25 protein-coding genes and 1 pseudogene are annotated in these 26713 nt (G+C 70.5%); 14 read left to right on the forward strand and 12 right to left on the reverse strand.

Annotation, left to right across the window (positions count from 1 at the left end):
• The first annotated feature begins 71 nt into the window (after nt 1-71).
• The 3 genes from LUX31_RS27230 (at nt 72) to LUX31_RS27240 (ending at nt 4028) form a co-directional block, all read left to right on the forward strand.
• Nucleotides 72-1799: an acyltransferase gene (locus LUX31_RS27230; protein WP_235477929.1), complete on the forward strand. Its 1728-nt coding sequence runs from the start codon at nt 72-74 to the stop codon at nt 1797-1799.
• Between the two features lie 286 nt (nt 1800-2085).
• Nucleotides 2086-3396: a sensor histidine kinase gene (locus tag LUX31_RS27235; protein WP_235477930.1), complete on the forward strand. Its 1311-nt coding sequence runs from the start codon at nt 2086-2088 to the stop codon at nt 3394-3396.
• Nucleotides 3357-4028, forward strand: coding sequence for a response regulator transcription factor (locus LUX31_RS27240; protein WP_328285698.1), 672 nt, complete (start codon nt 3357-3359; stop codon nt 4026-4028). Before LUX31_RS27235 ends, LUX31_RS27240 begins: the two co-directional genes overlap by 40 nt.
• Before the next feature lie 146 nt (nt 4029-4174).
• Here LUX31_RS27240 and LUX31_RS27245 read toward each other — a convergent pair whose 3' ends face one another.
• Nucleotides 4175-4654, reverse strand: coding sequence for a GNAT family N-acetyltransferase (locus tag LUX31_RS27245; protein WP_235477932.1), 480 nt, complete (start codon nt 4652-4654; stop codon nt 4175-4177).
• Nucleotides 4655-4722: 68 nt separating this feature from the next.
• Here LUX31_RS27245 and LUX31_RS27250 point away from each other — a divergent pair, with 68 nt between their 5' ends.
• The gene (locus tag LUX31_RS27250) at nt 4723-5526 is read left to right on the forward strand and encodes an exodeoxyribonuclease III (RefSeq protein WP_235477933.1); all 804 of its coding nucleotides are present in this window, start codon (nt 4723-4725) and stop codon (nt 5524-5526) included.
• A gap of 12 nt (nt 5527-5538) precedes the next feature.
• Here the strand turns inward: LUX31_RS27250 and LUX31_RS27255 are convergent, their stop codons facing one another.
• Complete coding sequence (locus LUX31_RS27255) at nt 5539-6159, reverse strand: MerR family transcriptional regulator (protein ID WP_235480073.1); 621 nt, start codon at nt 6157-6159, stop codon at nt 5539-5541.
• A 193-nt stretch (nt 6160-6352) separates the two neighbouring features.
• Here LUX31_RS27255 and LUX31_RS27260 point away from each other — a divergent pair, with 193 nt between their 5' ends.
• The 4 genes from LUX31_RS27260 to LUX31_RS27275 all read left to right on the forward strand — a co-directional run bounded on the left by LUX31_RS27260 (nt 6353) and on the right by LUX31_RS27275 (nt 10145).
• Nucleotides 6353-7873 (forward strand): flavin-containing monooxygenase, encoded by a 1521-nt coding sequence (locus LUX31_RS27260; protein ID WP_235477935.1) that lies wholly within the window; start codon nt 6353-6355, stop codon nt 7871-7873.
• The gene (locus tag LUX31_RS27265) at nt 7870-8820 is read left to right on the forward strand and encodes an alpha/beta fold hydrolase (RefSeq protein WP_235477937.1); all 951 of its coding nucleotides are present in this window, start codon (nt 7870-7872) and stop codon (nt 8818-8820) included. The genes LUX31_RS27260 and LUX31_RS27265 overlap by 4 nt, the downstream gene beginning before the upstream one ends.
• Nucleotides 8817-9722, forward strand: coding sequence for an SDR family oxidoreductase (locus LUX31_RS27270; protein WP_235477941.1), 906 nt, complete (start codon nt 8817-8819; stop codon nt 9720-9722). Before LUX31_RS27265 ends, LUX31_RS27270 begins: the two co-directional genes overlap by 4 nt.
• 99 nt (nt 9723-9821) lie before the next feature.
• Nucleotides 9822-10145 (forward strand): hypothetical protein, encoded by a 324-nt coding sequence (locus tag LUX31_RS27275; RefSeq protein WP_235477942.1) that lies wholly within the window; start codon nt 9822-9824, stop codon nt 10143-10145.
• A gap of 144 nt (nt 10146-10289) precedes the next feature.
• Here the strand turns inward: LUX31_RS27275 and LUX31_RS27280 are convergent, their stop codons facing one another.
• Entirely contained in the window at nt 10290-13538 is a 3249-nt protein-coding gene (locus tag LUX31_RS27280) for a S41 family peptidase (RefSeq protein WP_235477943.1), read from the reverse strand.
• Between the two features lie 175 nt (nt 13539-13713).
• On the opposite strand from LUX31_RS27280, the gene LUX31_RS27285 reads away from it, so the two are divergent.
• The 4 genes from LUX31_RS27285 to LUX31_RS27300 all read left to right on the forward strand — a co-directional run bounded on the left by LUX31_RS27285 (nt 13714) and on the right by LUX31_RS27300 (nt 18227).
• Complete coding sequence (locus LUX31_RS27285) at nt 13714-14316, forward strand: TetR/AcrR family transcriptional regulator (protein ID WP_235477945.1); 603 nt, start codon at nt 13714-13716, stop codon at nt 14314-14316.
• A 172-nt stretch (nt 14317-14488) separates the two neighbouring features.
• Nucleotides 14489-16744, forward strand: a complete 2256-nt coding sequence (locus LUX31_RS27290; protein WP_235477946.1) for an MMPL family transporter — start codon at nt 14489-14491, stop codon at nt 16742-16744.
• 155 nt (nt 16745-16899) lie between these two features.
• On the forward strand, nt 16900-17385 hold the full coding sequence (locus LUX31_RS27295; RefSeq protein ID WP_235477950.1) for a YbaK/EbsC family protein: 486 nt from the start codon (nt 16900-16902) through the stop codon (nt 17383-17385).
• Nucleotides 17382-18227 (forward strand): DMT family transporter, encoded by an 846-nt coding sequence (locus LUX31_RS27300; RefSeq protein ID WP_235477956.1) that lies wholly within the window; start codon nt 17382-17384, stop codon nt 18225-18227. Before LUX31_RS27295 ends, LUX31_RS27300 begins: the two co-directional genes overlap by 4 nt.
• Nucleotides 18228-18246: 19 nt before the next feature.
• Here the strand turns inward: LUX31_RS27300 and LUX31_RS27305 are convergent, their stop codons facing one another.
• The 3 genes and pseudogenes from LUX31_RS27305 to LUX31_RS27315 form a co-directional block, all read right to left on the reverse strand.
• Nucleotides 18247-18657, reverse strand: a complete 411-nt coding sequence (locus tag LUX31_RS27305; protein WP_235480074.1) for a RidA family protein — start codon at nt 18655-18657, stop codon at nt 18247-18249.
• A gap of 123 nt (nt 18658-18780) precedes the next feature.
• A pseudogene (locus LUX31_RS27310) lies at nt 18781-19248 on the reverse strand (GNAT family N-acetyltransferase); the annotation flags it as partial.
• Nucleotides 19245-20729: a purple acid phosphatase family protein gene (locus tag LUX31_RS27315; protein ID WP_235477957.1), complete on the reverse strand. Its 1485-nt coding sequence runs from the start codon at nt 20727-20729 to the stop codon at nt 19245-19247. The gene LUX31_RS27315 and the pseudogene LUX31_RS27310, both read right to left, overlap by 4 nt.
• A gap of 231 nt (nt 20730-20960) precedes the next feature.
• On the opposite strand from LUX31_RS27315, the gene LUX31_RS27320 reads away from it, so the two are divergent.
• On the forward strand, nt 20961-21239 hold the full coding sequence (locus LUX31_RS27320) for a DUF1876 domain-containing protein (RefSeq protein ID WP_235477959.1): 279 nt from the start codon (nt 20961-20963) through the stop codon (nt 21237-21239).
• A gap of 14 nt (nt 21240-21253) precedes the next feature.
• Here the strand turns inward: LUX31_RS27320 and LUX31_RS27325 are convergent, their stop codons facing one another.
• The 6 genes from LUX31_RS27325 to LUX31_RS27350 form a co-directional block, all read right to left on the reverse strand.
• Complete coding sequence (locus LUX31_RS27325) at nt 21254-22459, reverse strand: serine hydrolase domain-containing protein (RefSeq protein WP_235480075.1); 1206 nt, start codon at nt 22457-22459, stop codon at nt 21254-21256.
• A gap of 63 nt (nt 22460-22522) precedes the next feature.
• Entirely contained in the window at nt 22523-22927 is a 405-nt protein-coding gene (locus LUX31_RS27330; protein WP_235480076.1) for an organic hydroperoxide resistance protein, read from the reverse strand.
• A gap of 172 nt (nt 22928-23099) precedes the next feature.
• Complete coding sequence (locus LUX31_RS27335; RefSeq protein WP_235477961.1) at nt 23100-23585, reverse strand: MarR family winged helix-turn-helix transcriptional regulator; 486 nt, start codon at nt 23583-23585, stop codon at nt 23100-23102.
• Between the two features lie 25 nt (nt 23586-23610).
• Nucleotides 23611-24387, reverse strand: coding sequence for an energy-coupling factor ABC transporter ATP-binding protein (locus LUX31_RS27340; RefSeq protein WP_235477963.1), 777 nt, complete (start codon nt 24385-24387; stop codon nt 23611-23613).
• Entirely contained in the window at nt 24375-25136 is a 762-nt protein-coding gene (gene cbiQ / locus LUX31_RS27345; RefSeq protein ID WP_235477965.1) for a cobalt ECF transporter T component CbiQ, read from the reverse strand. Before cbiQ ends, LUX31_RS27340 begins: the two co-directional genes overlap by 13 nt.
• A 1-nt stretch (nt 25137) precedes the next feature.
• Nucleotides 25138-26205 carry an energy-coupling factor ABC transporter permease gene (locus LUX31_RS27350; protein ID WP_235477967.1) on the reverse strand — a complete coding sequence of 356 codons (1068 nt, stop codon included), beginning with the start codon at nt 26203-26205 and terminating at the stop codon, nt 25138-25140.
• A gap of 143 nt (nt 26206-26348) precedes the next feature.
• Between LUX31_RS27350 and LUX31_RS27355 the strand changes: the two genes are divergently transcribed.
• Entirely contained in the window at nt 26349-26699 is a 351-nt protein-coding gene (locus LUX31_RS27355) for an SsgA family sporulation/cell division regulator (protein ID WP_235477968.1), read from the forward strand.
• Nucleotides 26700-26713: the final 14 nt, after the last annotated feature.

Raw genomic sequence — 26713 nt, forward strand, 5'->3', positions numbered from 1 at the left:
GTGCGGATCTGTGGAAGCGCTTCGTCCCCTCCCGGAAGGGTCGGGGATTGCCGAGACAGAAAGCGCTCTCTATGCTGGCGGGCGTGGATTCAGAAGGCGTTGGCAAGGACTCTTACTTCGACTACTGTCCCTGGGATTTCACGCGTCGGGCCTCCGCCGCACAGCGTGTGGCGCAGACCGCGCACCAGAAGAGTCTGGTCGAATCCGGTGCGAGGCTTGGGCCGCGATGCTACGTCTCTTCAACTGCTGCCGTGTTCACCGATGTTCTGTGTCTGGGCGCCGACTCCTACATCGCGGGGTACGCCTATGTCACGGGCGAGGTGCGGGCCGGGCGTGACTGCTCGGTCAATCCGTACGCGACGGTGCGTGGGCAGGTGACGCTCGGGGATGGGGTGCGTATCGGCGCGCACGCTTCTCTGCTCGGTTTCAATCATGGTTTCGCCCCGGACCAGCCCGTGCACCGGCAGCCGCTGACGAGCAAGGGCATCGTCGTCGGGGATGACGTGTGGATCGGCTCGAACGTCGTCGTCCTGGACGGGGTGACGATCGGCGATCACTGCGTGGTGGGAGCGGGAGCAGTCGTCACCAAAGACCTCGCGCCATGGTCGATCGCCGCCGGGAACCCGGCCCGCCCGCTGCGTGATCGCCGAGAGAGCGGCGGATCGGGAACCCGGCCACCGGCAGGTGACCTGGGTGATGCCGTGGCGAGTTTCGCCGAGCAGGCCCGGGCGCAGGCTGCCGATGTCCTGGCTCGTTGCTGGAACGACGACACCGGCCGCTACAGCGATCGGCCGGGCGTTTCGGCGACGGTGCGCGCGCACTGCGACGCTGTGGAGATCGCCGATCTGCTGCTGGGTGCGCCACCGCAGCAGATGGCCGCCGCCGAGCATGCCGAGCGACTGCGTGCGCTGCAGGACCCGGTGAGCGGGCTGGTGCCTGAGCTCGCCCCTGCAGGAGGTCCGGGCACGCTGCCCGATCCGGCACACGATGGGTGGATCGAGGACGGCGGTGCCGAGTACCACGTGCTGTCGGTGGGCTATGCGCTGGAGTTGCTGGGCTCCCGGTTCACCCATCCCGTTCACGTCGTGGACCGGATGACGGCAGGTCAGCTGGTGGCGCGGCTGGAGACGTTGCCTTGGCGGACCGGGGCGTGGTCGGCGGGCGCGTGGGTGGACTGCTGGGCGACTGCCGCGTATCGCAATCTTGACCTCCGGGGTGAGGCTTCCGGCGGTTCCGGTGCCCTGGAGGCGCTGTTCGGCTGGCTGGGTACGCGGGTGGATCCGTGGACCGGGATGTGGGGTGCGGCGGCCTCGCCGACCGAGGGTCGGCTTCAACTGGTCAACGGCTATTACCGGCTGACCCGTGGCTCGTTCGCACAGTTCGGACTTCCCGTGCCGCATGCGGAGCGTGTGGTGGACACCGTGCTGGCCCATGCCGGCGATCCGCGCTGGTTCGCGGCGGAACGTCAGAACGCGTGCAATGTGCTGGACGTGGCGCATCCGTTGTGGCTTGCGGGACGTCAGACCCGTCATCGGGAGGATGAGGTGCGGGCGTGGGCGCGGGAGCAGTTGGCACCGGCGCTGGGGCGCTGGCGTGACGGGGCCGGTTTCGGCTTCGGTCCGGCGGGAGAGGGCGGCTCGGGTCCCGGCCGGGAGCCGGGGCTGCAGGGTACCGAAATGTGGCTGGCCATCATCTGGCTGCTGGCCGATCTGGTGGGAGTGGCGGATCGGCTGGGGTATCGGCCACGGGGTGTGCACCGCCCCGAGCCGGTCCGCTCATCCGCGTTCACAATGCCCTGACGGGGTCTGTGGTGCATTGAGTCTTCGTCGTGGGTGATCACGACTGTTCTTGAGTTGGCTCAGGGGTAGTTGACGAGATCCCGCCCGATCGGAAGATCGGGCGGGAAACGATCTTTTCGCACACGGGAAGCGATCTCCGCGTAGGCCCTTTCACCGCACGTCAGCCCCACTCGTGAACACCCCAAGTCCGAGGGGTTCCTTGTGACTTGGGGTAGGGGCAGGCATACCCCCAACCCGCCCGCTGGGCCCATGGTGGGACCAACATGCGCCTCCTACCGTGATCGTCATGCAGCCGAAGAGCGTGTGGCAGGCCATGGTCCGGCCGGGGTTTCTGGTGTCGTGGTGGCCTTGGCGGGCGGTCGTCTATCTCGTCAGTGGGGCCGTGATCGGGGCCTTTGTCTTTGTGCTGGTCGTGCTCATGGTGGTGGCCGGTGGGGCGCTCGCCGTGGTGCTTGTGGGGCTGCCGCTGCTGGTCGCCCTCGCGCTCTCCGGGCCTCCCGTCGCCCGGGTCGAGCGGCTCAGGCTGCGGATCGTCGACGCTGAGGCGGTGCCCGATCCGCATCGGGAGCCCGTGGTGCCGGGGCTGCGGGCCTGGCTGGTCGTGCGGTTGCGGGAGCGGGCCACCTGGCGGGAGCTGGGGTATGTGGTGCTGTTCGCGGGGCTGTTGTGGCCCGTGGACGCTCTTGTCGTCGCCGTCGGGCTGCTCGTACCGGTGTCCCTGGTGGCGACTCCGGTGCTGATGGCCACCGTCGGTGACGGGCAGGAGGCCAAGGTGCTCAAGGAGTGGACGGTCACCGACTGGCCGACCGCCTTTGGATGCTCGGTCGGCGGGCTGGTTCTGCTTGCCCTGTGTGCTTATGCGCTCGGGGTTGTCGCCGGGGCGCGGGCCGGGCTGACGCGGCTGCTGATCGCCGCCCGTGACGTCGAGTTGGGGGAGCGGGTCGTCGAACTCGCCCGTTCCCGTGTGCGGTTGGTGGACGCCTTCGAGGCCGAGCGGCGGCGGATCGAGCGCGATCTGCACGACGGGGCACAGCAGCGGCTGGTCGCCCTGTCGGTGACTCTTGGAGTGGCCCGGCTGGACGCGCCGCCGGGGTCGCCGCTCGCCGAGCAACTGGCCAAGGCCCAGGGGGAGGTGGGGAGCGCGCTGGAGGAACTGCGCGAGCTGATCCATGGGATCCATCCCCAGGTGCTCACGGATTACGGGCTTCAGGCTGCCGTCGCCGACGCCGCGGATCGTGCGGCCGTGCCCGTGGATGTCAGCCTCGACCTGCCCGGACGTCTGCCCCGGGCCGTCGAGTCGGCCGCGTACTTCGTGGTCTGCGAGGCGCTCACCAACGTCGACCGGCACAGCGGGGCCAGTCGGGCCGAGGTCGGGGGCGGCCATCGTGATGGGCGGCTGTTCGTCGAGGTGCGGGACGACGGGTGCGGTGGGGCCGATCCCGGGGGTGGCAGCGGGCTCACCGGGCTCTCGGACCGGGTGTCAGTGCTCGATGGCAGACTTTCCCTGTCCAGCCCGCCGGGTGGACCTACGGCGCTGCGGGTGGAGATTCCTTGCGAGTGGAGCCAGTTGACGGATCGCGGCCGGCGCTCCGCGTAGTCCTCGCCGAGGACAGCGTGCTGCTGCGGGAGGGGCTGATCGGGCTGCTCACCCGCGTCGGCCACGAGGTCGTGGCTGCCGTCGGGGACGCGGAGGCGCTGCTCGTGGCGGTCGCCGAGCATGAGCCCGACATCGTGGTCACGGACGTACGCATGCCGCCCGGGTTTCGGGACGAGGGGCTGCACGCCGCGGTGCGGCTGCGTGAGGCGCGGCCGTCGCTGCCTGTGCTCGTCCTCAGTCAGTACGTCCAGCGGGCCTACGCCGCCGAGTTGCTCGACTCCGGGGACGGCACCGGTGTCGGCTATCTGCTCAAGGACCGGGTCGGGCAGGTCGAGGAGTTCGTCGACGCGCTGGGGCGGGTCGCGGACGGGGGTACGGTCGTCGACCCCGAGGTCGTACGGCAGTTGCTGCGCCGGCGGCGCGACCCGTTGGAGCGGCTGACCCCGCGTGAGCGCGAGGTGCTGGCGCTGATGGCGGAGGGCCGGTCCAACGGCTCGATAGCGCGGGAACTGGTCGTCTCCGAGGCTGCCGTCGGCAAGCACATCGGTGGCATTCTCGCCAAGCTGGAGTTGCCTCCGGCGGACGAGACGCATCGGCGGGTGCTGGCGGTGCTCACCTATCTGCGGGCGTGAGGAACCCGTCTGCGGGCGTGAGGAACCCGTCTGCGGGCGTGAGGAACCCGTCTGCGGGCGTGAGGAACCCGTCTGCGGGCGTGAGGAACCCATCTACGGGCGTAAGGAATCCGTCTGCGGGCGTGAGTGGTCGGCCCGTACCCGGCCTACAGGCTCTTCGCGAAGCAGCGGCTCGATTCGAAGTGGCGGTAGTAGCCGAACTTCTCGCAGGGTTCGTAGCCGCTGGAGGTGTAGAGGGCGATGGCCTCCGGCTGTCTGTCGCCCGTCTCCAGGACCATGCGGATGCGGCCGGCGGTGCGGGCGTCCTCCTCCAGGGCGGCGAGTATGCGGCGGGCCAGGCCCAGGCCGCGGGCCTCCTCGACGACGTACATCCGCTTCAACTCGGCGTCGCCGGGCAGATAGCCTTCCTCGGACTCCTCGTCATGGCCGCGCCAGCCGCCGGTGGCCACCGGGCGGTCCTGCTCGTCGTACGCGATCAGATACAGGCCGGACGGCGGGTCGAACATCGCCGGGTCGAGGTGCGTGACGTCGCCGTCGTCGTTGTAGCGGGCGGCGTACTCGGCCTGGACCTGGTCGTTGAGCTTGACGGCGTCGGGGTGGTCGAAGGAGACCCGGCGGATATTCATGTCAAGCACGGTACATCTATGCATTGTGTCGCCGCCATGTGTTTTCGGTCTCCGGGTATCGTGCCCGCGTGCTGACAGTGACCTCTGTGAATGTGAACGGACTGCGGGCCGCCGCGAAGAAGGGCTTCGTGGAGTGGCTCGCCGGGACCTCCGCCGATGTGCTGTGCCTCCAGGAGGTGCGCGCCGAGCCCCAGCAGCTGCCGGAGGAGGTCCGCGCGCCCGAGGGCTGGTACGTCACGCACGCGCCCGCCGCCGCCAAGGGCCGCGCCGGCGTCTCCCTCTACAGCCGCCGCGAGCCCGACCGCGTCCAGGTCGGCTTCGGCTCCGCCGAGTTCGACGGCAGCGGCCGGTACGTCGAGGCCGACCTGCCCGGTATCACCGTCGCCAGTCTGTATCTGCCTTCCGGGGAGGTCGGTACGGACCGGCAGGACGAGAAGATCCGCTTCATGGACGAGTTCCTCGCCTATCTGAAGGACCTGCGGGAGCGGGCCGCCGCCGACGGGCGCGAGGTCGTCGTCTGCGGTGACTGGAACATCGCCCACCAGCCGGCCGACCTCAAGAACTGGCGCGCCAACCAGAAGAACTCCGGGTTCCTGCCGGAGGAGCGGGAGTGGCTCGGGCGGGTGCTCGATGCGGGGGACGGCGGGTACGTGGATGTGGTGCGGGCGCTGCATCCGGAGGTTGAGGGGCCGTACTCGTGGTGGTCTTATCGGGGGCGGGCCTTTGACAACGATTCAGGATGGCGGATCGATTATCAGATTTCCACGGCGGGGCTGGCCGGCAAGGCGGTCAAGGGGTACGTCGAGCGCGCGGCGACCCATGCCGAGCGCTGGTCCGATCATGCTCCCGTCACCGTCGTCTACGACCTCTGAGCCGCCTGACTTTCATGGGTTCTGGCGCAGTCTGCGGTCCAGCGCCAGTGACAGTTCCGCCTCCACCACCCGGCGGGCCAGTGGGCGCAGGCGGGCGGGGTCGCCCTCCGGGGCGTGGGTGAGGATCACGTCCGTGAAGATCTCGGCCAGGGCGTCCGCGTGGTCGCGTACCCGCTTGCCCGCCGCGAGGACCGCCGACAGCGGGATGCCCTCCTGGACCAGTGCCGCCGACGCCTCCAGGAGGCTGCGGCTGATGTGGACGATCTGGTCGCCGTCGATGCCCAGATAGCCGAGGTCCATCGAGGCCGCGAGGTTCTCGGGGGTGGCGTCCGGGCCGAAGCGGTCGGCGAGGTCCTCGGGGGTGAGGCGGACCGGGGTCTCCTCGGTGGGGGCGCCGAGGCCGAGCAGGTCGGCGACATCCCGGCCGTGGTCGAAGGCTTCGGCGAGTTCCGCGATGCCGTTGAGGGTGTGGCCGCGTTCCAGCAGCGCCGAGATCGTGCGCAGCCGGGCCAGGTGGTGGTCGTCGTACCAGACGATGCGGCCCTCGCGGCGGGGCGGTGGGATCAGTTTGCGTTCGCGGTAGAAGCGCAGGGTGCGGACGGTGATGCCGGCCAGCCTGGCCAGCTCCTCCATCCGGTACTCCGTCCGGTGCTCGTGCTGTTCGGCGTTCTCAGCTGCGTCTGCGTCTGCCACGTCGGAACCCTATGGCGTACTGCCGGTAACTTTCCCTCTCCCGGCCCCTACCGGTCAGTACGCCCCTCCTCTACTCTCCCCATTGCGCCAGTGTTCACTGGCGGAGTCGCGTACGACGCATGGAGGCATCGGCATGGCCGAACACGAGCATGTGCGGGTGGCGGTGATCGGGTCCGGGTTCGGGGGGCTCGGGGCCGCCGTGCGGCTGCGCCGCGAAGGGATCACCGACTTCGTCGTGCTGGAGCGGGCCGGCGGCGTCGGCGGGACCTGGCGGGACAACAGCTATCCGGGGTGCGCCTGTGACGTTCCCTCCCACCTCTACTCCTTCTCCTTCGCGCCCAATCCCGACTGGCCGCGCGCCTTCTCCGGGCAGGAGCACATCCGCGCCTACCTGGAGCACGTCACCGACGTCTTCGGGCTGCGGCCCCATCTCCGCCTCAACTCCGAGGTGAAGAACATGACTTGGGATGGGAGGCGGTTGGTGTGGGTTGTCGAGACCAGTAGTGGGACTCTCCTCGCCGATCTCGTCGTCTCCGCCACCGGGCCCCTCTCCGATCCCAAGGTGCCGGACATCCCGGGGCTCGACACCTTTCCCGGCAAGGTCTTCCACTCCGCCCGCTGGGACCACGACTACGACCTGCGCGGCAAGCGGGTCGCGATGGTCGGTACCGGGGCCTCCGCCATCCAGATCGTGCCCGCCATCCAGCCCGACGTCTCGCGCCTCACCCTCTTCCAGCGCACCCCGCCCTGGGTGATGCCCCGCGTCGACCGGGCCATCGGCGACGCCGAGCGCGCCGTGCACCGCGCGCTGCCCTTCACCACCCGGCTGCGGCGCGGACTCCTGTGGGGCATGCGGGAGTTGCAGGTCCAGGCGTTCACCAAGCATCCGGGCGAGCTGGGTGTGGTGGAGGCGCTGGCCAAGCGGAACATGAGCCGTTCCATCAAGGACCCGGCCCTGCGCGCCAAGCTCACCCCCGACTATCGCATCGGTTGCAAGCGCATCCTGCTGTCGAGCGAGTACTACCCGGCCCTCACCCGCCCCAATGTGGACGTCGTCGCCAGTGGGCTGAGCGAGGTCCGCGGGTCCACTGTCGTCGGGGCCGACGGGAGCACCGCCGAGGTCGACGCCATCGTCTTCGGTACGGGGTTCCACGTCACCGACATGCCCATCGCCGACCGGGTCGTCGGCGCCGACGGGCGTACGCTCGCCGAGGCCTGGGCGGGCAGCGGGATGCGGGCGCTGCGCGGGGCCTCCGCCGCCGGGTTCCCCAACTGGATGACGATCATCGGGCCCAACACCGGCCTCGGGAACTCCTCCATGATCCTGATGATCGAGTCCCAGCTGAACTACATGGCCGACTACGTACGGCAGTTGGGCGTACTCGGGGGGCGGGTGGCCCTGGATGCCCGGGCTTCCGCCGTCGACGCCTGGAACGGGCGGGTGCAGGAGCGGATGCGGCGCACGGTGTGGAACACCGGTGGGTGCAGTAGCTGGTACCTCGACGCTGAGGGGCGTAACACCACTGTCTGGCCCGGTACGACGTCCGAGTTCCGGCGGGCTACCCGGCGCGTGGATCTTTCCGAGTACGAGGTTCTGCGGGCGGCGACCGTCGGCAGCGGCGATGCCAACTCCCGTGCCGAGGTGGGCGCGTGAGCCGGTTGATGTCTATGACGGGCGGCCCGTACGCCCCGCCCGTCCCCGTCCGGGAACTCACCGCAGTCTCCGCCGACGGGGCCCGGCTGCACGTCGAGGTGCACGGCGTCGATGACGGACCCGTGGTCGTCCTCTCGCACGGCTGGACCTGCTCCACCGCCTACTGGGCCGCCCAGATTCGCCAACTCGCCCCCGATCACCGGGTCGTGGCCTATGACCAGCGCGGCCACGGACGCAGCCCGGCGAGCCCCGTCCACAGCACCGACGTACTCGCCGACGACCTGGAAGCCGTACTCGCGGCCACCCTCGCGCCCGGCGAGAAGGCCGTGGTCGTCGGGCACTCCATGGGCGGGATGACGATACTGGCCGCGTCCGCGCGGCCGGGGTTCCGGGAGCACGCGGCGGCCGTACTGCTGTGCAGCACCGGCAGTTCGCGGCTCGTCGCCGAGGCGCTGGTCGTGCCGATGCGGGCCGGGCGGCTGCGGACGTGGCTCACGCGGCGGGGGCTCAGTTCGCGCGCGCCGTTCGGTCCGGTCACGCCCGTCTCCCGGCGCATCCTCAAGTACGCGACCATGGGCGCCGGTTCGTCGGTCGCCATGGTCGAGGCGTGCGCCCGGATCGTGCACGCGTGCCCGCGCAAGGTGCGGTACGCGTGGGCGCGGGTACTGGACGGGGTTCAACTCGACGCCAATATAGGGGAGTTGACCGTACCGGCCGCTGTTGTTGTCGGTACGGTCGATCGGCTGACGCCGCCCGTGCACGCGCGCGCCCTGGCCGCCGCGTTGCCCGACTGCCACGGTGTGACCGAGCTGGCCGGGCTGGGGCACATGACTCCGGTCGAGGCGCCGGAGGCGGTGGCCGGGGTGATTCGTGAACTCGTGGTGGCGTACGGGCAGTTGGACGCGCACGGTGCTGAGGTCGACGTACGGATCGAGGAGGGCGCATGAGCAGGGTCAGTCTGGACGGGCAGGTCGCTGTCGTGACCGGGGCGGCTCGGGGGGTCGGTGAGCTGCTCGCGCGCAAGCTATCCGCGCGCGGGGCCAAGGTCGCGCTGGTCGGGCTGGAGGCCGACGCGCTCAAGCAGGTCTCCGAGCGGCTGCACACCGAGAGCCAGGCCTGGTACGCCGACGTTACCGACCACGAGGCGATGTCCCGGGTGGCGGCGGAGGTCAAGGAACGGTTCGGGAAGGTCGACATCGTCGTCGCCAACGCGGGGGTCGCGAGCGGCGGGCCCTTCGTCGACTCCGATCCGGAGTCCTGGCGGCGGGTCATCGAGGTCAATCTGATCGGGTCGGCGGTCACGGCGCGGGCGTTTCTGCCGGTGCTGATGGAGAGCAGGGGGTATCTGCTGCAGATCGCGTCGCTTGCCGCCATCGCCCCGGCGCCGATGATGACCGCGTACTGCGCGTCCAAGGCGGGCGTCGAGGCGTACGCGCACTGTCTGCGGGCCGAGGTCGGGTACAAGGGGGTCCGGGTGGGGGTCGCGTATCTGTCCTGGACCGACACCGACATGGTCCGCGGGGCCGATCAGGACGACGTCATGCGGGAGTTGAGGCAGCGGTTGCCGGGGCCGGCCGGCAAGACGTATCCGCTGGGGCCTGCCGTCGACCGGCTCGTGGCCGGGATCGAGCGGCGGTCCAGCCATGTGTACGGGCAGTGGTGGCTGCGTGGGATGCAGGGGGTACGGGGGTATCTGCCGGGGCTGATCGGGGCGGTCGGGCAGCGTGAGGTCGGGCGGTTCTCGGGGCGGTTGCAGGGGATGGGGACGGGGTTGGTCGGGGCGGGCGGGGCGGCCGATGAGGAGGCTCGGGGCAGGTCGGGGGGCGGGTCGGGGGTGGGTCGGGCGTGAATGGTGACTGAACGTTACTGATCGAAATGCGTGCTTTGTGCTGGCGTGTGAGTCTGGTCGAGCCCCGATCCCCTCACCCACTTACGGGAGTGAACTCACATGGGCATGAAGGACGAGATGCAGGAGAAGGCTCGGCAGGCCAAGGAGAAGATGGAGCGGGCCCGGGAGGGTCAGCGCCAGCAGGGCGAGCGCCAGCAGGGCGAGCGCCAGCAGGGTCAGCCGGGCGAGCGTCAGCAGGGCGAGCGTCAGCAGGGCGAGCGCCGGCAGGGTCAGGAGCGCGGCCCTGGCCAGGAGCGTAAGCAGGGCCAAGAGCGTAAGCAGGGCCGGGAGGAGACTCCGGAGCGTGGGCGTCCGCGTGACGAGGACACGGAGCGGGCCATGCGGGAGGAAGAGGACCGGTTGAACCAGGACTACGACATCTAGTCCTGGCTTGAGCCGATGATGTGGGGTGCCCTTGGATTTGAGGGCACCCCACATCTTGCTTTGCGTGGTGCGTTGTCGGGTGCCGCCCGGTGGGGGCTTGTCGCGCAGTTCCCCGCGCCCCTAGGTAGGTACGGTCCCCGTGTCTTAACAGCGTGGGGGGAGTTTTGGTCTTGCTCTGTTCGGGACTCCGTCGTACGTCGGAGGGGTGGCCGCCGGATGTGTATCCAGGAGGGTCAGGGCCAGGCGGATTGCGTCGTCCATTTCCACGTGGCGGCCCTCTGCCCAGTCCAAGGGGGTGCGCAGGACCTCCAAGTCGGGGGCCACGCCCTGGTTTTCCACCGTCCAGCCGTATGTGTCGAACCAGGCCGCGTTCATCGGGACCGTGATCACCGTGCCGTCGCCCAGGCGGTGGCGGCCGGTCATGCCGACCACTCCACCCCAGGTTCGTTGGCCCACCACCGGGCCCAGTTCCAGGAGTTTGAAGGCTGCCGTGATCATGTCGCCGTCCGACGATGTCGCCTCGTCGGCCAGGGCGACCACCGGGCCCCTGGGCGCATTTGACGCGTACGACACCGGCTGGGCGTTGCGGGTCAGGTCCCAGCCCAGGATCGTGCGGGTCAGTTTCTCCACCACCAGCTCGCTGATGTGGCCGCCCGCGTTGCCGCGTACGTCGACGATGAGCGCGGGCCTTGACACCTCCATGCGCAGGTCGCGGTTGAACTGGGCCCAGCCCGAGCCGCCCATGTCGGGGATGTGCAGATAGCCGCAGCGGCCGCCACTCAACTCCCGTACGACTTCGCGGCGTTTGGCCACCCAGTCCTGGTAGCGCAACGGCCGCTCGTCGATCAGGGGGACCACCGCGACCCGCCTTGCCCGGCCCTCGCCGTTCCCGGAGCCCTCCGCCGGTGTGAACGTCAGCTCCACCGTCGTGCCGCCTGCCCCCGCCAGCAACGGGAACGGGCCCGTCACCGGATCCACCGGACGCCCGTCCACATGCGTGAGCAGCGCGCCCTCCCGGATTCCCGAACCGGCCAGCGGGGAACGGGCCTTGGAGTCCGAGGAGTCGCCGGGGAGGATGCGGTCCAGCATCCAACCGCCCTCCCTGCGTACGAAGTTGGCGCCCAGGAGGCCCTGCCTGCGCTGGTAGTGCGGTGGGCCCTCGTTGCGGCGGGCGGCCGTGACGTACGCGTGGGAGGTGCCCAGTTCGCCCAGCACCTCCCGGAGCAGATCCGCGAACTCGTCCGGGGACGCGACCCGTTCGACCAGCGGGCGGTACTGCTCCAGCACCGCGTCCCAGTTGATGCCGCACATCTGGGGTTCCCAGAAGTAGGCGCGGATCAGGCGGCCCGCCTCCTCGTAGGACTGGCGCCACTCCGCCGGGGGATCGACCTCGTGCAGGACCCGGCGCAGGTCGATCCAGACGGTCGTGTCGCCGTCGCCCGGGTCGGTGGACGGGACAGCCCGTAGCTCGTCGTCGTCCACGACCACCAGCCGTGAGGCGTCGCCGCTCACCGCGAACCAGTCGAGGTGGTCGACGAGTTCGGACTTCTTGGCCTTGCTGATGTTGAAGTATTCGAGCGTCGGACGGCCGCTCGTGTCCGCCGGGTTCGCGAACGTCTCGCCCAGTGCGCCCGAGATCGGCCAGCGCAGCCAGACCAGTCCGCCGCCCGCGACCGGGTACAGCGCCGAGTACTTGGAGGCGGTCACCGGGAAGGGGGTGACTCGGCTCTCCAGGCCCTCGACCTCGACGGTGACCGTGCCGTCCGTGCCGCCTTCGGTGCCCTCGTCCTCGGCCGGGTCCAGGCCACCGGCGGCCGGGCGGCCGTCGGGGGAGAGTGCGAAGGGGGAGGGGGTCGCGGAGGAGAGGGGGACCAGGTAGGGGCGGCAGCCGAGCGGGAAGGACAGGTCGCCCGTGTGGACGTCGTACACCGGGTCGAAGCCCCGCCAGGAGAGGAAGGCCAGATAGCGGCCGTCGCGCGTGAAGACCGGGTTCTCGTCCTCGAAGCGGCCGTTCGTCACGTCGACGATCAGGCGGTCCTTTATACGGGCCATCTTGATCTGGCGGAGGGAGCGGCCGATGCCCGGGTGCGACCAGGTCAGCCAGTGGCCGTCCGGGGAGAACGCGAGGTCCGTGACCGGGCCGTTGAGGGAGCAGATCAGCTCCGTCACGTCCCCGTTCGACTCCTCTGTGGCGTCCAGCAGCAGGAGGCGGCCGTCGTGCGCGGCGACGGCCAGGCGTTCGCCCGCCGGGTCGGACGCCAGTTCCAGTACCCGGCCCAGCGCGCCCGACGCCAGCCGCCTCGGCTCGCGCTCCCCGCTGGCCCTCGGGAGGTAGGCGATCTCGATCGCGTCCTCGCCCTCCGCGTCCGTGACGTACGCGACCTGGCCGCCCGAGCCGAGCATCTCGGGGAGCCGGACCCGTACGCCGGGGGTGTCCGTGATCGTCCTCGCCGGGCCGTCGCGATGGGTCAGCCAGTACAGGCTGCCGCGTACGACGACGGCGCTCGCGCGGCCCGTCTCGTCGACCGAGATGCCGTCGACGTGCTGCGCGGCGGGCACCTGGTACGTACGCCGGCCCGCGCGCGGACCGCCGAGCCGTACGTCGAGGCGGCGGGGGAGGGAGTCGGCGGCGAGGTCGTCCACGATCCACAGGTCGCCCGCGCACTGGTACACGACCCGGGTGCCGTCGCTGGAGGCGTGCCGGGCGTAGAAGGCGTCGTGGTCGGTGTGCCGGCGCAGGCCGGAGCCGTCGTACGCGCACGAGTACAGGTTGCCGATGCCCTCGTGGTCGGAGAGGAAGGCGATGCGGTCGCCGACGAACATGGGGGAGTGGAGGTGGCCGTCGAGGTCGGGGAGGAGGCGTTCGCCGTGCAGCCAGAGGCGGCCCGTGGCGCCGCCGCGGTAGCGCTTCCAGGCGGCCGGTTCGTGCGGTGGGGTGCCCGTGAGGAGGAGGGTTTTGCGCTCGCCCTCGATGTCGGCGACCTGGATGTCGGAGACCGGGCCCCAGGGGAGCCGGCCGCCGGGGCCGCCGCCCGCCGGGACGCTGTAGGCCCAGGTGAAGTAGGAGAAGGGCTGGCCGTGGGAGGCGACGGCGAGGATGTCCCCGTCCGGGGACCAGCCGCAGACCTGGGTGTCGGCGCTGCCCCAGTAGGTGAGCCGCCGCGCCGGGCCGCCGTCGACCGGCGCCCGGTGGATCTCGGGCACGAGACTGCGCCAGCTCGTGTACGCGATGTGCCGGCCGTCCGGCGAGAAGCGTGGGTGCCCGACCTTCGTACGGTCGACGGTGAGCCGCCAGGCTCGGCCGGGGCCGTCGAGGGAGGCCAGCCAGAGGTCGTCCTCGGCTACGAAGCACAGCAGGTCGCCGCTGAGGTGGGGCAGGCGCAGATAGCTCACCTCCCCATGCTTTTCCGGGAAACGGGCCCCAGCAACTTCTGAAATCACCTGCAGGACATGTGCAGGGCACGTACGAAACAGTTTCGTTTCTGTCGTTCTCAGGCTATGCTCATTGACGTACGGCGGAGCTGTACGAAACGGTGTCGTCCGTACTGGAACCGGAAGGGTGAGTGGCATGACCGAGGTCGCAACGGCGCGTCGTAGTCGGATCACGCCCGAGCGGGAGGCCGAGTTGTACGGCGCCACGCTCGACCTGCTCCGGGAAGTCGGCTACGAGGCGCTCACCATGGACGCCGTCGCCGCCCGTACGAAGTCCAGCAAGGCCACGCTCTACCGCCAGTGGGGCGGCAAGGCCGAACTGGTCGCCAGGGCGATGCGGCACTTCAAACCTGGTGGCGTCGCCGCCGACGTCGACACCGGGTCCCTGCGCGGCGACTTCCACGCCCTGCTGGGCCGCGAGGACGACTGTGTCATGGAACAGAACTCCGCGCTGATGCGGGCCCTGGGCATGGCGGTCCACGGGAACCCGGATCTCCTCCAGGCGTTCCGGGAGCTGCTCATCGAGCCGGAGATGGCCGAGTTCCACAAGGTGCTCCAACGTGCCATCGACCGGGGTGAGGTCCGTGCGGACAACCCGGCGACCGGCTATGTGCTGCACATGATGATCGGCGGCTTCGCGGCGCGCACGCTCATCGACGAACTGCCCCCGACGCAGGCCTACTTGCGTGACTACATCGACGCCGTGGTGCTCCCCGCCCTCGGTGTGCCGGTTCGGTAGGCCCTCGCCCAACCCTCGCCCAACTCCCGTACGAACCTCGTACGGCCTTGTAGACAACCCCACTTGCACCTGACGCGACCGCTCACGTCGTCGGGCTGATCACCTCTGTCCCCAACAGGCCGATCAACCCTGCCCATTTGTACCTCCACGACCTGACCGGGAGTACGCCCCAGTGGCCACGTTCCTCTATAAACTCGGCCGGCTCGCCTTCAGGCGACGGCATTTCGTCGCCCTCTTCTGGGTGGCGCTGCTGACGCTCGCGGGAGTCGGCGCGGCCAGCGCGCCCGCTGCGGGCACCACCTCCTTCTCCATTCCGGGTACGGAGGCCCAGAAGGCCTTCGACCTGCTGGAACAGCGTTTCCCCGGCGCCAGCGCCGACGGAGCGACCGGGCGCATGGTCTTCAAGGCGCCCGAGGGCGAGAAGATGACGGACGCCGACAACAGGGCGACCGTCGCGAAGACCGTCAAGCAACTGGCCGACGGCTCCGAGGTCGTCTCCGTCACCGACCCGTTCACGACGAACGCCGTCAGCAAGGACGGGTCGGTCGCCTACACCTCGGTGAAGTACGACCTTCCCGGCATGGAGCTGGCGGACTCGACCAAGGACGCCCTGGAGAAGGCCGGCGACGAGGCCCGGGCCACCGGGCTGACCGTCGATCTCGGGGGTGACGCGCTGCAGGCCGCGTCCGAGCCGGGGGCGATCGGCGAGGTCATCGGCATCGCCATCGCCGCGGTCGTCCTCGTCATCACCCTGGGCTCGCTGGTCGCGGCCGGACTGCCGCTGCTGACGGCGGTCATCGGCGTCGGCATAGCCGGCGCCACCATCTCCGCCCTCGCCAACGCGCTCGACCTCGGCGACACCACGTCCACACTCGCGCTGATGATCGGCCTCGCGGTCGGCATCGACTACGCGCTGTTCATCGCCTCCCGTTACCGGAGCGAACTGGCCGAGGGCCGCGACCGCGAGGAAGCGGCCGGCCGCGCCACCGGCACCGCCGGTTCGGCGGTGGTCTTCGCGGGCCTCACGGTCGTGATCGCCCTGGCGGGCCTCGCGGTCGTCAACGTCCCGGTGCTGACCAAGATGGGCCTCGCGGCCTCGGGCACGGTCGTGGTCGCCGTCCTCATCGCGCTGACGATGGTCCCGGCGCTGCTCGGATACGCGGGCCGCAAGGTCACGCCGACGGGCCACAAGAAGAGCAGGCGGAAGAAGGGCGAGCAGCTCGCCGAGGCCAAGGGAGACGGCACGGGCGACCCGTCCGCGACGCCGGCCAGGGCCAACCTGGGCACCCGCTGGGCGCGTTTCGTCATCCGGCGGCCCGTCGCCGTACTGCTGTTCGGTGTGGTCGGTCTGGGTACGATCGCGCTCCCGGTCACCCAGCTGGAGCTGGGCCTGCCCGACGACAGCTCGCAGCCCACGTCCACGACACAGCGCCGGGCGTACGACCTGCTCTCGGAGGGCTTCGGGCCCGGCTTCAACGGTCCGCTGATGATCGTCGTCGACGCCACGGACAGCGACGACCCGCAGGCCGCGGCCGGCACGGTGGCCGACGGGATCAAGGGGCTCAAGGATGTCGTCACGGTCAGCCCGGCCGCGTTCAACAAGGCCGGCGACACCGCGACGATCACCGTGATCCCGGACTCCAAGCCGTCCTCGGTGCAGACCGAGGAGCTGGTGCACGCGATCCGTGACCAGGCCGCCGACGTCAGGGCCGACACGGGTGCGACGGTGCTGGTCACCGGCACCACCGCGATGAACATCGACTTCTCGCAGAAGCTCAACGACGCCCTGATCCCGTATCTGGGCCTGGTGGTCGGCCTCGCCTTCCTGCTCCTGATCCTGGTCTTCCGCTCCATCCTGGTCCCGCTCAAGGCGGCCCTGGGCTTCCTGCTCAGCGTCCTCGCCGCGCTCGGTGCCGTGGTCGCGGTCTTCCAGTGGGGCTGGCTGGGCGGCCTGCTCGGCGTCGAGGAGACCGGCCCGATCATGTCGATGGTGCCGATCTTCATGGTCGGCGTGGTCTTCGGTCTCGCGATGGACTACGAGGTGTTCCTCGTGACCCGGATGCGGGAGGCGTACGTCCACGGCGAGTCGCCGTCCGAGGCCGTGGTCACCGGCTTCAGGCACAGCGCCCGGGTCGTGGCCGCCGCCGCGATCATCATGATGGCCGTCTTCGGCGGCTTCATCAGCTCCAGCGAGTCGATGATCAAGCTCTTCGGCTTCGGCCTGGCGATCGCGGTCTTCTTCGACGCGTTCGTGGTCCGCATGGCGATCGTCCCGGCGGTACTGGCCCTGCTGGGCAAGAAGGCCTGGTGGCTCCCGAAGTGGCTGGACCGCGCCCTGCCGAACGTCGACGTGGAGGGCGAGGGCCTGCGCACCCTGGACGACGACAACCGCCCGAAGGACGAGGACAGGGAGCTGGTACGAGCCTGACGCACCGCGTCTCCTGACGTACCGAGCCCGAGAAAAGCCGGCCGGTGAGGGCCCCGTGGGGACGGGGAGCCCTCACCGGCTTCTTTCATGACCTGGGCGTACGGCTGACCGGAATTGGTTCGCGACGCGTCTGCCCGCCCGCTAACGTGCCGGGCATGACCACGTCCCCCCGTTTCGCCGAGGCCCTCGAACAACTGGGGCTCGGTGAACTCACCTCCCGTATCCGGCGGTTCCCCGACGAGACGCGTACCGCTGTCGAGGCCGCTGCCGCGATCGGGTGTCAGTTGAGCCAGATCTGCAAGTCGCTGATCTTCTCCGCCGACGGGGTCCCGGTGCTCGTCCTCATGGACGGGGCCTCCCGTGTCGACGTCGAGCTCGTCCGGCGCGAACTCGGCGCCGCGAAGGTCACCCGCGCCAAGGTGGACGTCGTACGGGAGACCACCGGGTACGCCATCGGGGGCGTACCGCCCTTCGGGCACCGGACCAGGACACCTGTGCTCGCCGACCGTTCGCTGCTGGAGCACGACCTCGTCTGGGCCGCCGCCGGTACCCCGTACACCGTGTTCCCCATGGAACCGAAGGCACTGATCGCCCACGCCGGAGCCACCCTCGTCGATGTGCGGGAGTCGGCGGCTTCGTGACCCCGACCGTCACCGCCGCCGTACTGCTCGCCGCCGTCACCCACGCCTCCTGGAACGCGCTCGCGCACCGCATCACCGACAAGCTGGTCGGGTTCACGCTCATCGCCGGGGGCGGGATGGTGATCGGGCTGGTCGCCGTGCCGTTCGTTCCTCTTCCCGCTGCCGGCGCGTGGCCGTATCTCGTCGTCTCGGCCGTCGTCCACCTCGTCTACTTCGTGCTGCTCATGCGGTCGTTCCGGCTCGGTGACTTCGGGCAGGCGTATCCGATCGCGCGCGGTACCGCGCCCCTCGTCGTCACCCTGCTCGCCGCCGTGTTCGCGCACGAGGTGCCCGACGGCTGGGCTGCCGCCGGAATCGCCTTGTCCTGCACGGGACTTACCGGGGTCGCGCTGTGGGGGCTGCGCGGCCGGCGGCCCAACTGGGCAGCGATCGGCGCCGCGTTGGCGACCGGGCTGTCCATCGCCGCGTACACCGTCGTCGACGGGTTGGGGGTACGGGCGTCGGGGTCCGCGCTCGGCTATATCGCCTGGCTGATGGCTCTTGAGGGCATCGCCATCCCCGGCTATGCCCTTTACCGCTGGCGGGGGCAATTCCTCGCGAAGGTACGGCCGTTCGCCGGGGTCGGGCTGCTCGGCGCCGCGTTGTCCGTGGCGGCGTACGGGCTGGTCCTGTGGGCCCAGACCAAAGCCGAACTGGCGCCGATCGCCGCCCTCAGGGAATCCTCGATCCTCGTGGGCGCGGCCATCGGAGCCGTGTTCTTCAAGGAGCGGTTCGGGGCGTCGCGTATCGCCGCCGCCGGACTGCTGGTCATCGGGATCGGGCTGATGCTGCACGCCGGTTAGGTGGCGGCACCCCGGCCCCCTACGGGCGGATCGCCACCGCGTCCACCTCGAACAGCATCCCCGGCAGGGCCAGCGAGGCGACACCGCTCAGTGTCTGCGCCGGCAGCCGGTCGCCGAAGCGGGCGTGCAGCGCCTTGCCGAGGGTCTCCAGCTTGCCGAGGTCGTGGTCGACGATGAACGTGCCCAGCCGGACGACGTGTTCGTAGCCGAGGCCGACCCCTTCGAGTGCCGAGCGCAGCCGGTCGAAGGCCAGCTCCACCTGGGCGGCGAAGTCACCGGGGACAGGGGCGCCGGTGGCGTCCGAGGCGTACTGGCCACCGATGTACACGGGCTCGCCGGGTGCCGACACCACGTGGCTGTAGCCGAAGGGTGTCGGGTCGTGCAGGGCGGGCGGGTTGGTGATCGTGCGCTGGTCGGAGTCGGAGATCATGTGGGGGGTCAACCCCGGCGGATGCCTGGGCATTCCTTCCTGATCAAGTTCCGAGCGGGTCGAGGGTGTCGGTGCCGCATAGCAGCGGACCTTCACCCGCTGGCCCGGCCCCCACTCCTGCTCCACCTCCGCCGCCAGCAGCGTCCAGCCCAGGCGCTCGTACAGGGCCGCCGCCGCTGTGTCCGTCGACGCCACGTCCAGGACCGGGTGCAGGGCACGGGAGTTGGCGTCTGTCATCGCCCGGGTCATCAGCGCCGCGCCGATCCCGCGACCCCGGGCCGCCGGATCCACGTACAGGCGGTTGATCACGGCCGTCGGGCCCCCGGTCCACAGGGCCGCCGCCGCGTCCCCCTCCTCGCTGCGGGACAGGACGATGTGGCCGACTATCCCCTCGCCGTCCTCCCCTTCCGCCACCCACGCCGCGAGGAGTGACGGCGGGGTCAGCCAAGTGGGCGGGTCCGGCGGCCAGTTGAGGGGATACACGTTCCGCTCGTGGACCGTCGCCAGTACGCGTACGCACGCTTCCAGGTCGGCCTCCGTGCGACGGCGGATGCGGAACAGGGCTGCTTTTGCCGGGTTGTCGGCTGTCACACGGGCATGTAGGCACGTACGCCGGACAGGTCGTGGAGACGCATGCTGTTGCGGTCGGTCACCGCGCGGCCGAAGGCGTGGTGGGGCCAGAGGCCGCCCGCCGTACGGCGGCTGCGTTCGACCCACGCTCGGGCCGGGACGCTGCTGTTCTTGTAGTAGTTGAGGGCGTAGCCGCCGGTGTGGATGCGCAGGAGGCAGAAGCCGCCCGGGTAGTCCTTCACCGCGCTGACCTCCTGCTGGGTCACGTGCGGTGCGCTGGTCAGGGCCGTGCGCTTGTTGCGGTGAGTGTGGCCGGCGTGGTGCAGGAAGACGCCCGGGGCGGAGGCGTACGCGTCGACGATCGAGCGCGCCTGGGCGCGGTCCAGGCGCTGGCCGCGGCCCATCGGGAACACCGAGTCCCTTGTGGTGAGGGGGTGGTGGCCGAAGACGAGGGTTGGCTGGTCGGCGTCCGACCTCAACTGGGTTCTGAACCACGCCAGTTGGTCTGGGCTCAGGCCGCCCGCGTCGCCGCCGTTGCCGCTCTTCTCGTACGTGTCCAGGCCGATCAGGCGCAGGCCGCCCAGGTCGCGCGCGAAGTAGCCGAGGCCGTCGGCGCCGCCCAGGAAGCCGTCGCGGAAGGAGTCCCGGAACGAGTCGTCGTCGGGGTGTCTCGGGCGGTCGTGGTTGCCCCGTACGACGAAGTAGTCCCGTCCGTGGGCGCCGAAGCCGTCCAGGATGCGGCGGGCCTCGGCCAGGTCCCGGGGGGCGCCCGCCGCCGAGATGTCACCGGCGGCCAGTAGGACGTCCGCTCCGCGTCGATGCGCCTCCTCCACCATCGCCCGGCTCATGATCTCCGGGTACGGGTCCAGGCCGGGCTGCTGCGAGACCCCGCGCAGCATCGGTACGCCGGCCACCAGGCCCGCCGTCGTCTCGCCGAGGTGCAGGTCGTTGCAGAGCGCGATGGAGAGGAGGTGGCGGCCGGGGGGCGGCTGGGGGGTCGTGAAGGAGTACGGGCCGCCGTGCGAGCCCAGGCCGTGCAGGGAGGTGCCGACCGCGTTGCCGCGCACCAGGTGCAGCGGGGTCGGTGTGGCCGCCCTGCCCCGCGAACGGGCCCGGTAGTAGTACGTCTGGCCCGGCTCCAGGTCAGTCAGCTCCACATAGTGGTGGGCCGTCGGGTGGTCCTCCGCCGCCGTGCGGTCGAGGTGCGCGGGGTGGGTGCCGTACACCACCTCGCCCTCGGTGACCGCCGGGACCAGGTGGCCGAAGCCGTCGTCGGTGCCGGGCACGGCCGTGTACCACGTGATGACGGCGCGGTCCTCGGTGAGCGTGACCAGCTCCAAGTTGAGGGCCGTCACGGTGTCGGGGTGGGCGAGACGCTCCCGGCGCGCGGCGAGCGCGGAGCGGAGCACGGCGGGCGTGAGGAGCGCGCCGGAACGGGCCAGGTCGCGGGGGGAGGGGAACGCCGCCAGGGCGGCCAGGGGAGCGGAGAGACAGCAGCGCATGGGTAGGTACGTGCCCGTGGCCCGTTAACGGCTGCCGTGGGGATGGCGGCGGCGCGAGGTATGGGGCACGACAACTCCTTGGTGTGTCGGGAAGCTTTCAGCAGAGCACGGTGGGAGGCCCGAGGACACAGTAAGTAGGGTCATCGCGACGAACGTCACACAACGGGCGTGCGTGCGGCGACCGACAGGAGCACCCTGGAATCAGCGGTACCGGTACCGGAGGTGATCGTCATGACGCACACCGCAGTGGGATGGCATGTCGAGCTGGAGTTCGAAGAGGACGAGCAGCGCACGAGGGCCGCGGCGCTCGTACGGCTCGCGGACGGGAGCGAGGTACGGGCCCACGGCTACGCCAGCCGTCACCGTTCCGACGAGAACCAGCCACGCGTCGGCGAGGAGATCGCCGGGGCGCGCGCCCTCAACGAACTGGCGATGAAGCTGCTGACAAAGGCGCACGACGAGATCGACGAGGCGTCGGGGCGGACGTCGCGTTCGCTGGGTCTCGGGTAGGCAACCTGGAGCCCCTACAGTCCCGCCTGCAGCCCTGTCTGGAGCCCTGTCTGGAGCCCCACCCGCACCGCCCGAACCAACGCCTGCGCCCGCGCATCAGCCGTCACGCTCTTGCGGAGGCCGTTCGTGACGTAGCCGAAGGCGATGCCCGACTCGGGGTCGGCGAAGCCGAGGGCGCCGCCGCGGCCGGGGTGGCCGAACGAGCCGGGGGACAGGAGCGGCGAGGCGGCGCCGTGGAGCATGTAGCCGAGGCCGAAGCGGGTGCCGATCACCAGGACGCGGTCCGGCCCTGCGGATTCCTCGCGCCGGGCCAGTTCGACCGTCTCCGGGGTGAACAGGCGTGTCCCGCCGTCCACTTGGCCGATCAGGGAGGCGTAGAAGCGGGCGAGTCCGTCGGACGTGGCGATGCCGTTGGAGGCGGGCAGGGCGGCGGCCCGGTACGCGGGGTCGTTCTCGTCCGGGAGCGGGGTGATCGCGGCGAAGGCGCGGCTGGTGAGGGACTCCGGGTCGGCGTAGGCGGCGGCGACGGACCGCTTGGGGCGCGTCTTGAGGGCCCCCGACTCAGGGGTCTCGGGCGTGGGGACCCGTCCGACCCGGCCCACGCGCCCCGCCTCGGCCTCCGCCTCCGGCAGTCCGATCCAGAGGTCGAGCCCGGCCGGGCCCGCGATCTCCGTCGCGACCCACTCGCCGATCGGACGGCCACTGACCCGCCGTACGAGTTCGGCCGTCAGCCAGCTGTACGTCTGTGCGTGGTAACCGTGGTCCGTGCCCGGCGCCCAGACCGGTGCCTGGGCGGCGACCGCCGCCGCGCCGAGGGCGGGATCGACGGCCTGCGCGGGCGTGAGCGGCCGGTCGAGCACGGGGACGCCCGCGCGGTGCGAGAGCAGATGCCGTACGAGGGTCCGCTCCTTGCCCGCCGCCTTGAACTCGGGCCAGTACTCGCCGACGGGAGCGTCCAGATCCAGCTCGCCGCGCTGGGCCAGCATCAGGAGTACGGCGGCGGCGACGCCCTTCGTCGCCGAGCGCACGATCTGCGCGGTGCCGTGCTCCCAGGGCGCGTCGCCGTCAACGTCGCGGGTACCGGCCCACAGGTCGACGACCCGGTGCCCGTCCCGGTACACGGTGACGGCGGCGCCGCGCTCGCCGCCGGTCGCGAAGTTCCGTACGAACGCGTCCCTGACCGGCTCGAAACCCTCGGCCACCACGCCATGCACGTTCATCACGTTCAAGTCCACGCCGGTGCAACGCCCACTCACCCGCCGACGATTCCTCGCCCCAGGAGATCAGCCCAGGATGATCGTCACATCGATGTTGTCGCGGGTGGCGTTCGAGTACGGGCAGACCATGTGCGCCGCGTCCACCAGCTTCGCCGCGATGTCCTGGTCCAGGACCGGCAGCGAGACGCTCAGGGCGACCGCTAGGCCGTAGCCGCGCTGCTTGTTGGGGCCGATGCCGACCTTCGCGGCGACCGTGGAGCCGGACAGGTCGAAGCCCTCGCGGCGGCCGACCAGGACCAGCGCGTTGTGGAAGCAGGAGCTGTAACCGGCCGCGAACAGCTGCTCCGGGTTGGTGCCGTTGCCGTCGCCGCCCAGCTCCGGCGGCATCGCCACCTTCAGCGCGATCTGGCCGTCCTGGCTGGTGACGTCACCGTCCCGGCCGCCGTGGGCGGTGGCCTCGGCGACGTACATGATCTTCGTCGGACGGGTGTCGACAGCGGTACCTTCGTCGGTCACGGCGGAACCTCCCCCAAAAACAACTACATCAATTACATCGTGCACAAGGTACCGACTGGTAGGGAAGTGCTCATTACCCGGGGGTAGAAACCGCGGGTAACCTCAGGTCAGGTCACATCAGGTCACATCAGCGGCGGGCCCGGTCCGCCGCCCACTGTGCCCGCTCCGCCAGCTCCCACAGCTCGCCCCGCAGCCGCGCGACCTCGCCCCCGCTCAGCTCCGTCGCCGCGAGCATTGCGCCCGGTACGTGCGCCGCGCGCTCCCGGAGTTCGTCGCCGCGCCCGGTGACCCGGACCGACACCGAACGCTCGTCCAGCTCCGACCGCTCCCGGCGGACAAGATCGGCCGCCTCCAGCCGCTTGAGCAGCGGCGAGACCGTGCCGTAGTCGAGGCACAGGGCGGCGCCCAGCTCCTTCACGGTCACCTCGCCGCGCTCCCACAGGACCAGCAGCACGAGGTACTGCGGGTACGTGAGGCCCAGCTCGTCCAGGAGCGGACGGTAGGCGGCGGTCACCGCGCGCTGGGCCGCGTACAGCGCGAAGCACAACTGGTCGTCGAGGCGCGGCGATCCGGCGTCGTACACATCGTCGTGCGCGTCCTCTTGTTCGATCACGCGCCCATTGTCCACGCGCCCGTCGTCACGAGGTACGGGTGGCGGAGACGGAGCGCGGGTCGAAACCGAACGGCAACTCCAGGCGGTGCGCGCTCATCAGGGCGTCGTCGGCGAGGAGTTCGCCGGTGGGGCCGTCGGCGGCGATGACGCCCTCGCTGAGGATCAGCGCGCGCGGGCACAGCTCCAGGGCGTACGGCAGATCGTGCGTGACCATGAGGACGGTGACGTCCAACGACCGCAGGATGTCGGCCAGTTCGCGGCGCGAGGCGGGGTCGAGGTTGGACGACGGCTCGTCGAGGACGAGGATCTCGGGCTCCATCGCGAGCACGGTCGCCACCGCCACCCGGCGCCGCTGCCCGAAGGAGAGATGGTGCGGCGGCCGGTCGGCGAAGCCGGCCATCCCGACGAGTTCGAGGGCCGTACGGACGCGCCCCTCCAACTCCTCGCCCTTCATGCCTGCCGCAGCGGGCCCGAAGGCGACGTCTTCCCTGACGGTCGGCATGAAGAGCTGGTCGTCGGGGTCCTGGAAGACGATCCCGACTTTGCGTCGGATTTCGGCCATGTGCCGCTTGCCGACGGGCAGTCCGGCCACGGTGACCGACCCGGCGCCCGCGGTGAGGATGCCGTTGAGATGCAGTACGAGGGTCGTCTTGCCGGCCCCGTTCGGCCCGAGCAGCGCCACCCGTTCACCGCGCCCGACGGAGAAGTCGACGCCGAAGAGGGCCTGGTGGCCGTCGGGATAGGCGTAGGCGAGTCCGGCCACTTCAAGTGAGGGTGAGGCTGAGGTTGTCACAGGGTCCATCCCAACAGACAGACGACGAGGGCGGCGACCGGCAGGGCGAAGGCGTACGACCATTGCGCCCGGGACGCGGTCACCTCGTCGATGACGGGCATGGACCCGGCGTACCCCCGGCTGACCATGGCCAGATACACGCGCTCACCCCGCTCGTACGACCGGATGAACAGCGCCCCGGCGGACTTCGCCAGCACCCCCCAGTGCCGTACGCCGCTCGCCTCGAACCCTCGCGACTCCCGCGCGATCCGCATCCGCCGCATCTCGTCGGCGATGACATCGCCGTACCGGATCATGAAGGAGGCGATCTGCACGAGCAGCGGAGGCAGCTTGAGCCGCTGGAGCCCGAGGAGGAGGGCGCGCAGTTCGGTGGTGGAGGCGAGGAGTACGGAGGTGGCGACGCCGAGGGTGCCCTTGGCGAGGACGTTCCAGGCGCCCCACAGCCCGCTGACGCTGAGCGACATCCCCAGCACCTCGACCCGCTCGCCCTCCGCCACGAACGGCATGAGCACGGCGAAGGCGACGAATGGCACCTCGATCAGCAGCCGCTTGAGGAGGAAGGCGGCGGGTACGTGGGCGGCGCGGGCCACGCCCGCCAGGAGCACGGCGTACGCGGCGAAGGCCCACACGGCCTCCCGGGGCGTGGACACGACCACGATCACGAAGGCGAAGGCGGCGGCGAGCTTGGTGTGCGGCGGGAGTGTGTGGACAGGTGAGTGGGCGTGCCGGTAGAGCCGGTGGGCGTGCCCCGCACCCATGTCAGACGCTCGCGGTGGGGGTGGCAGCGGCCGAGGGGTCCTCATCCGTACGGCGCCTGCGCACCGCCCAGAAGACACCGGTTCCGGCGACGACCGTGACGCCGACGCCGATCACCCCGGCGAGGCCACCGGACAGCCGTCCGTCGCTGATGCCCTCGACACCGTAGTCGGCGAGCGGGGAGTCGGCGGCGGCGTGCTCCTCGACCTTGGCGTCGATGCCCTTGTCGGCGGCGACCTTCTCCAGGCCGTCGGGGCTGGCGGAGGCGTAGAAGCTGACGCCACCGGCGAGGACGAGGGAGGCGGCGAGGCCGGTGAGCCAGACGTTGCGGGTGCGGTGGGAGGGGACGGGCGCGAGGGCCGGCTCCGGTTGTTCCGGGGCCACGTCGACGAGTTCGCCGCCGACCCGCAGCTGGAGCTTCCGGGTCAGGCCCCGGGCGCCGTGGACGAGGTCCGGCCGTACGGCGATGACGGCGCCGACCGTGAACGCGGTGATCGCGGCCTCGCCGAGCCCGATGAGCACGTGCACGCCGACCATGGCAGTCAGGACCCGCCCGATCGGTACGTCCGTCGTGCCACCGATCGCGTACACGAGGGTGAAGGCGAACGCGGCGGCCGGTACGGAGATCGCGGCGGCGACGAAGGCGGAGGCGGTGACCGAACGGCGCTTCTTGGGCAGCACCTTCACCAGTCCGCGGAAGGTGGCGTAGGCGACGACGCTCGTCACGACGGCCATGACCGTGATGTTCACGCCGAGCGCGGTCAGGCCGCCGTCCGCGAAGAGGATGCCCTGCATGAGCAGCACGACGGACACGCACAGGACCCCTGTGTAGGGGCCCACGAGTATCGCGGCCAGCGCACCGCCGAGCAGATGTCCGCTGGTCCCGGCCGCGACCGGGAAGTTCAGCATCTGCACGGCGAAGATGAACGCGGCCACCAGACCGGCGAGCGGCGCGGTCCGTTCGTCCAGCTCGCGCCGGGCGCCGCGCAGGCTCACGGCGACGGCACCGGCGGCGACGACTCCGGCCGCTACGGAGACGGGGGCGTTGATGAATCCATCGGGCACATGCACCGTTCGATAATAGAGGCTTGTTGCGAACTCCTTGCAAGAGCGATGAGAGAGCAATCTGAGGCGCGATCGGGAAAATGTGCGACATTGGAGAGGAAGTGGATTCACAGCTTCTGCACAGGTCACGCAGCGTAAGGGGCCGTCCGATGTCCGCAGTCGAGCAGTACGCCCGAGCCCATATCGTCACGGACACCCAGGACGACGATCGCGACGCGGTCCCCGTGGTCCTGCGCTACGACCCGGATACGGATCCGCGTGCGGTCCGTATGAGCCTGCCCGGTCCGCACGAGTGGACGTTCTCGCGGTCGTTGCTGGAGGAGGGGTTGCGGGCGCCGGCGGGGTCGGGGGAGGTGCGGGTGTGGCCGTGCGGGCGGGTGCAGGCGGTGGTGGAGTTCCACTCGGCGGGGGGTGTGTCGGTGGTGCAGTTCGAGACGAAGACGCTGATGAGGTTTTTGAGGCGGACGTATATGGCGGGCGGGGCGAGGGTGGCGGGCTGATTTCCTTCGCCCCC

Source organism: Streptomyces sp. GQFP (assembly GCF_021545335.1).
Taxonomy (GTDB): domain Bacteria; phylum Actinomycetota; class Actinomycetes; order Streptomycetales; family Streptomycetaceae; genus Streptomyces.

What these genes read in the sequence shown, in the direction of transcription:
- LUX31_RS27315 (WP_235477957.1), bottom strand. Translation starts at nt 20,729, where the DNA reads ATGCGCTGCTGTCTCTCCGCTCCCCTGGCCGCCCTGGCGGCGTTCCCC.
- LUX31_RS27275 (WP_235477942.1), top strand. Translation starts at nt 9,822, where the DNA reads ATGGGCATGAAGGACGAGATGCAGGAGAAGGCTCGGCAGGCCAAGGAG.
- LUX31_RS27245 (WP_235477932.1), bottom strand. Translation starts at nt 4,654, where the DNA reads ATGAATATCCGCCGGGTCTCCTTCGACCACCCCGACGCCGTCAAGCTC.
- LUX31_RS27330 (WP_235480076.1), bottom strand. Translation starts at nt 22,927, where the DNA reads ATGTACGTCGCCGAGGCCACCGCCCACGGCGGCCGGGACGGTGACGTC.
- LUX31_RS27355 (WP_235477968.1), top strand. Translation starts at nt 26,349, where the DNA reads ATGTCCGCAGTCGAGCAGTACGCCCGAGCCCATATCGTCACGGACACC.
- LUX31_RS27325 (WP_235480075.1), bottom strand. Translation starts at nt 22,459, where the DNA reads ATGAACGTGCATGGCGTGGTGGCCGAGGGTTTCGAGCCGGTCAGGGAC.
- cbiQ (WP_235477965.1), bottom strand. Translation starts at nt 25,136, where the DNA reads ATGGGTGCGGGGCACGCCCACCGGCTCTACCGGCACGCCCACTCACCT.
- LUX31_RS27230 (WP_235477929.1), top strand. Translation starts at nt 72, where the DNA reads ATGCTGGCGGGCGTGGATTCAGAAGGCGTTGGCAAGGACTCTTACTTC.
- LUX31_RS27255 (WP_235480073.1), bottom strand. Translation starts at nt 6,159, where the DNA reads ATGGAGGAGCTGGCCAGGCTGGCCGGCATCACCGTCCGCACCCTGCGC.
- LUX31_RS27305 (WP_235480074.1), bottom strand. Translation starts at nt 18,657, where the DNA reads ATGATCTCCGACTCCGACCAGCGCACGATCACCAACCCGCCCGCCCTG.
- LUX31_RS27260 (WP_235477935.1), top strand. Translation starts at nt 6,353, where the DNA reads ATGGCCGAACACGAGCATGTGCGGGTGGCGGTGATCGGGTCCGGGTTC.
- LUX31_RS27285 (WP_235477945.1), top strand. Translation starts at nt 13,714, where the DNA reads ATGACCGAGGTCGCAACGGCGCGTCGTAGTCGGATCACGCCCGAGCGG.
- LUX31_RS27320 (WP_235477959.1), top strand. Translation starts at nt 20,961, where the DNA reads ATGACGCACACCGCAGTGGGATGGCATGTCGAGCTGGAGTTCGAAGAG.
- LUX31_RS27270 (WP_235477941.1), top strand. Translation starts at nt 8,817, where the DNA reads ATGAGCAGGGTCAGTCTGGACGGGCAGGTCGCTGTCGTGACCGGGGCG.
- LUX31_RS27340 (WP_235477963.1), bottom strand. Translation starts at nt 24,387, where the DNA reads ATGGACCCTGTGACAACCTCAGCCTCACCCTCACTTGAAGTGGCCGGA.
- LUX31_RS27295 (WP_235477950.1), top strand. Translation starts at nt 16,900, where the DNA reads ATGACCACGTCCCCCCGTTTCGCCGAGGCCCTCGAACAACTGGGGCTC.
- LUX31_RS27235 (WP_235477930.1), top strand. Translation starts at nt 2,086, where the DNA reads ATGCAGCCGAAGAGCGTGTGGCAGGCCATGGTCCGGCCGGGGTTTCTG.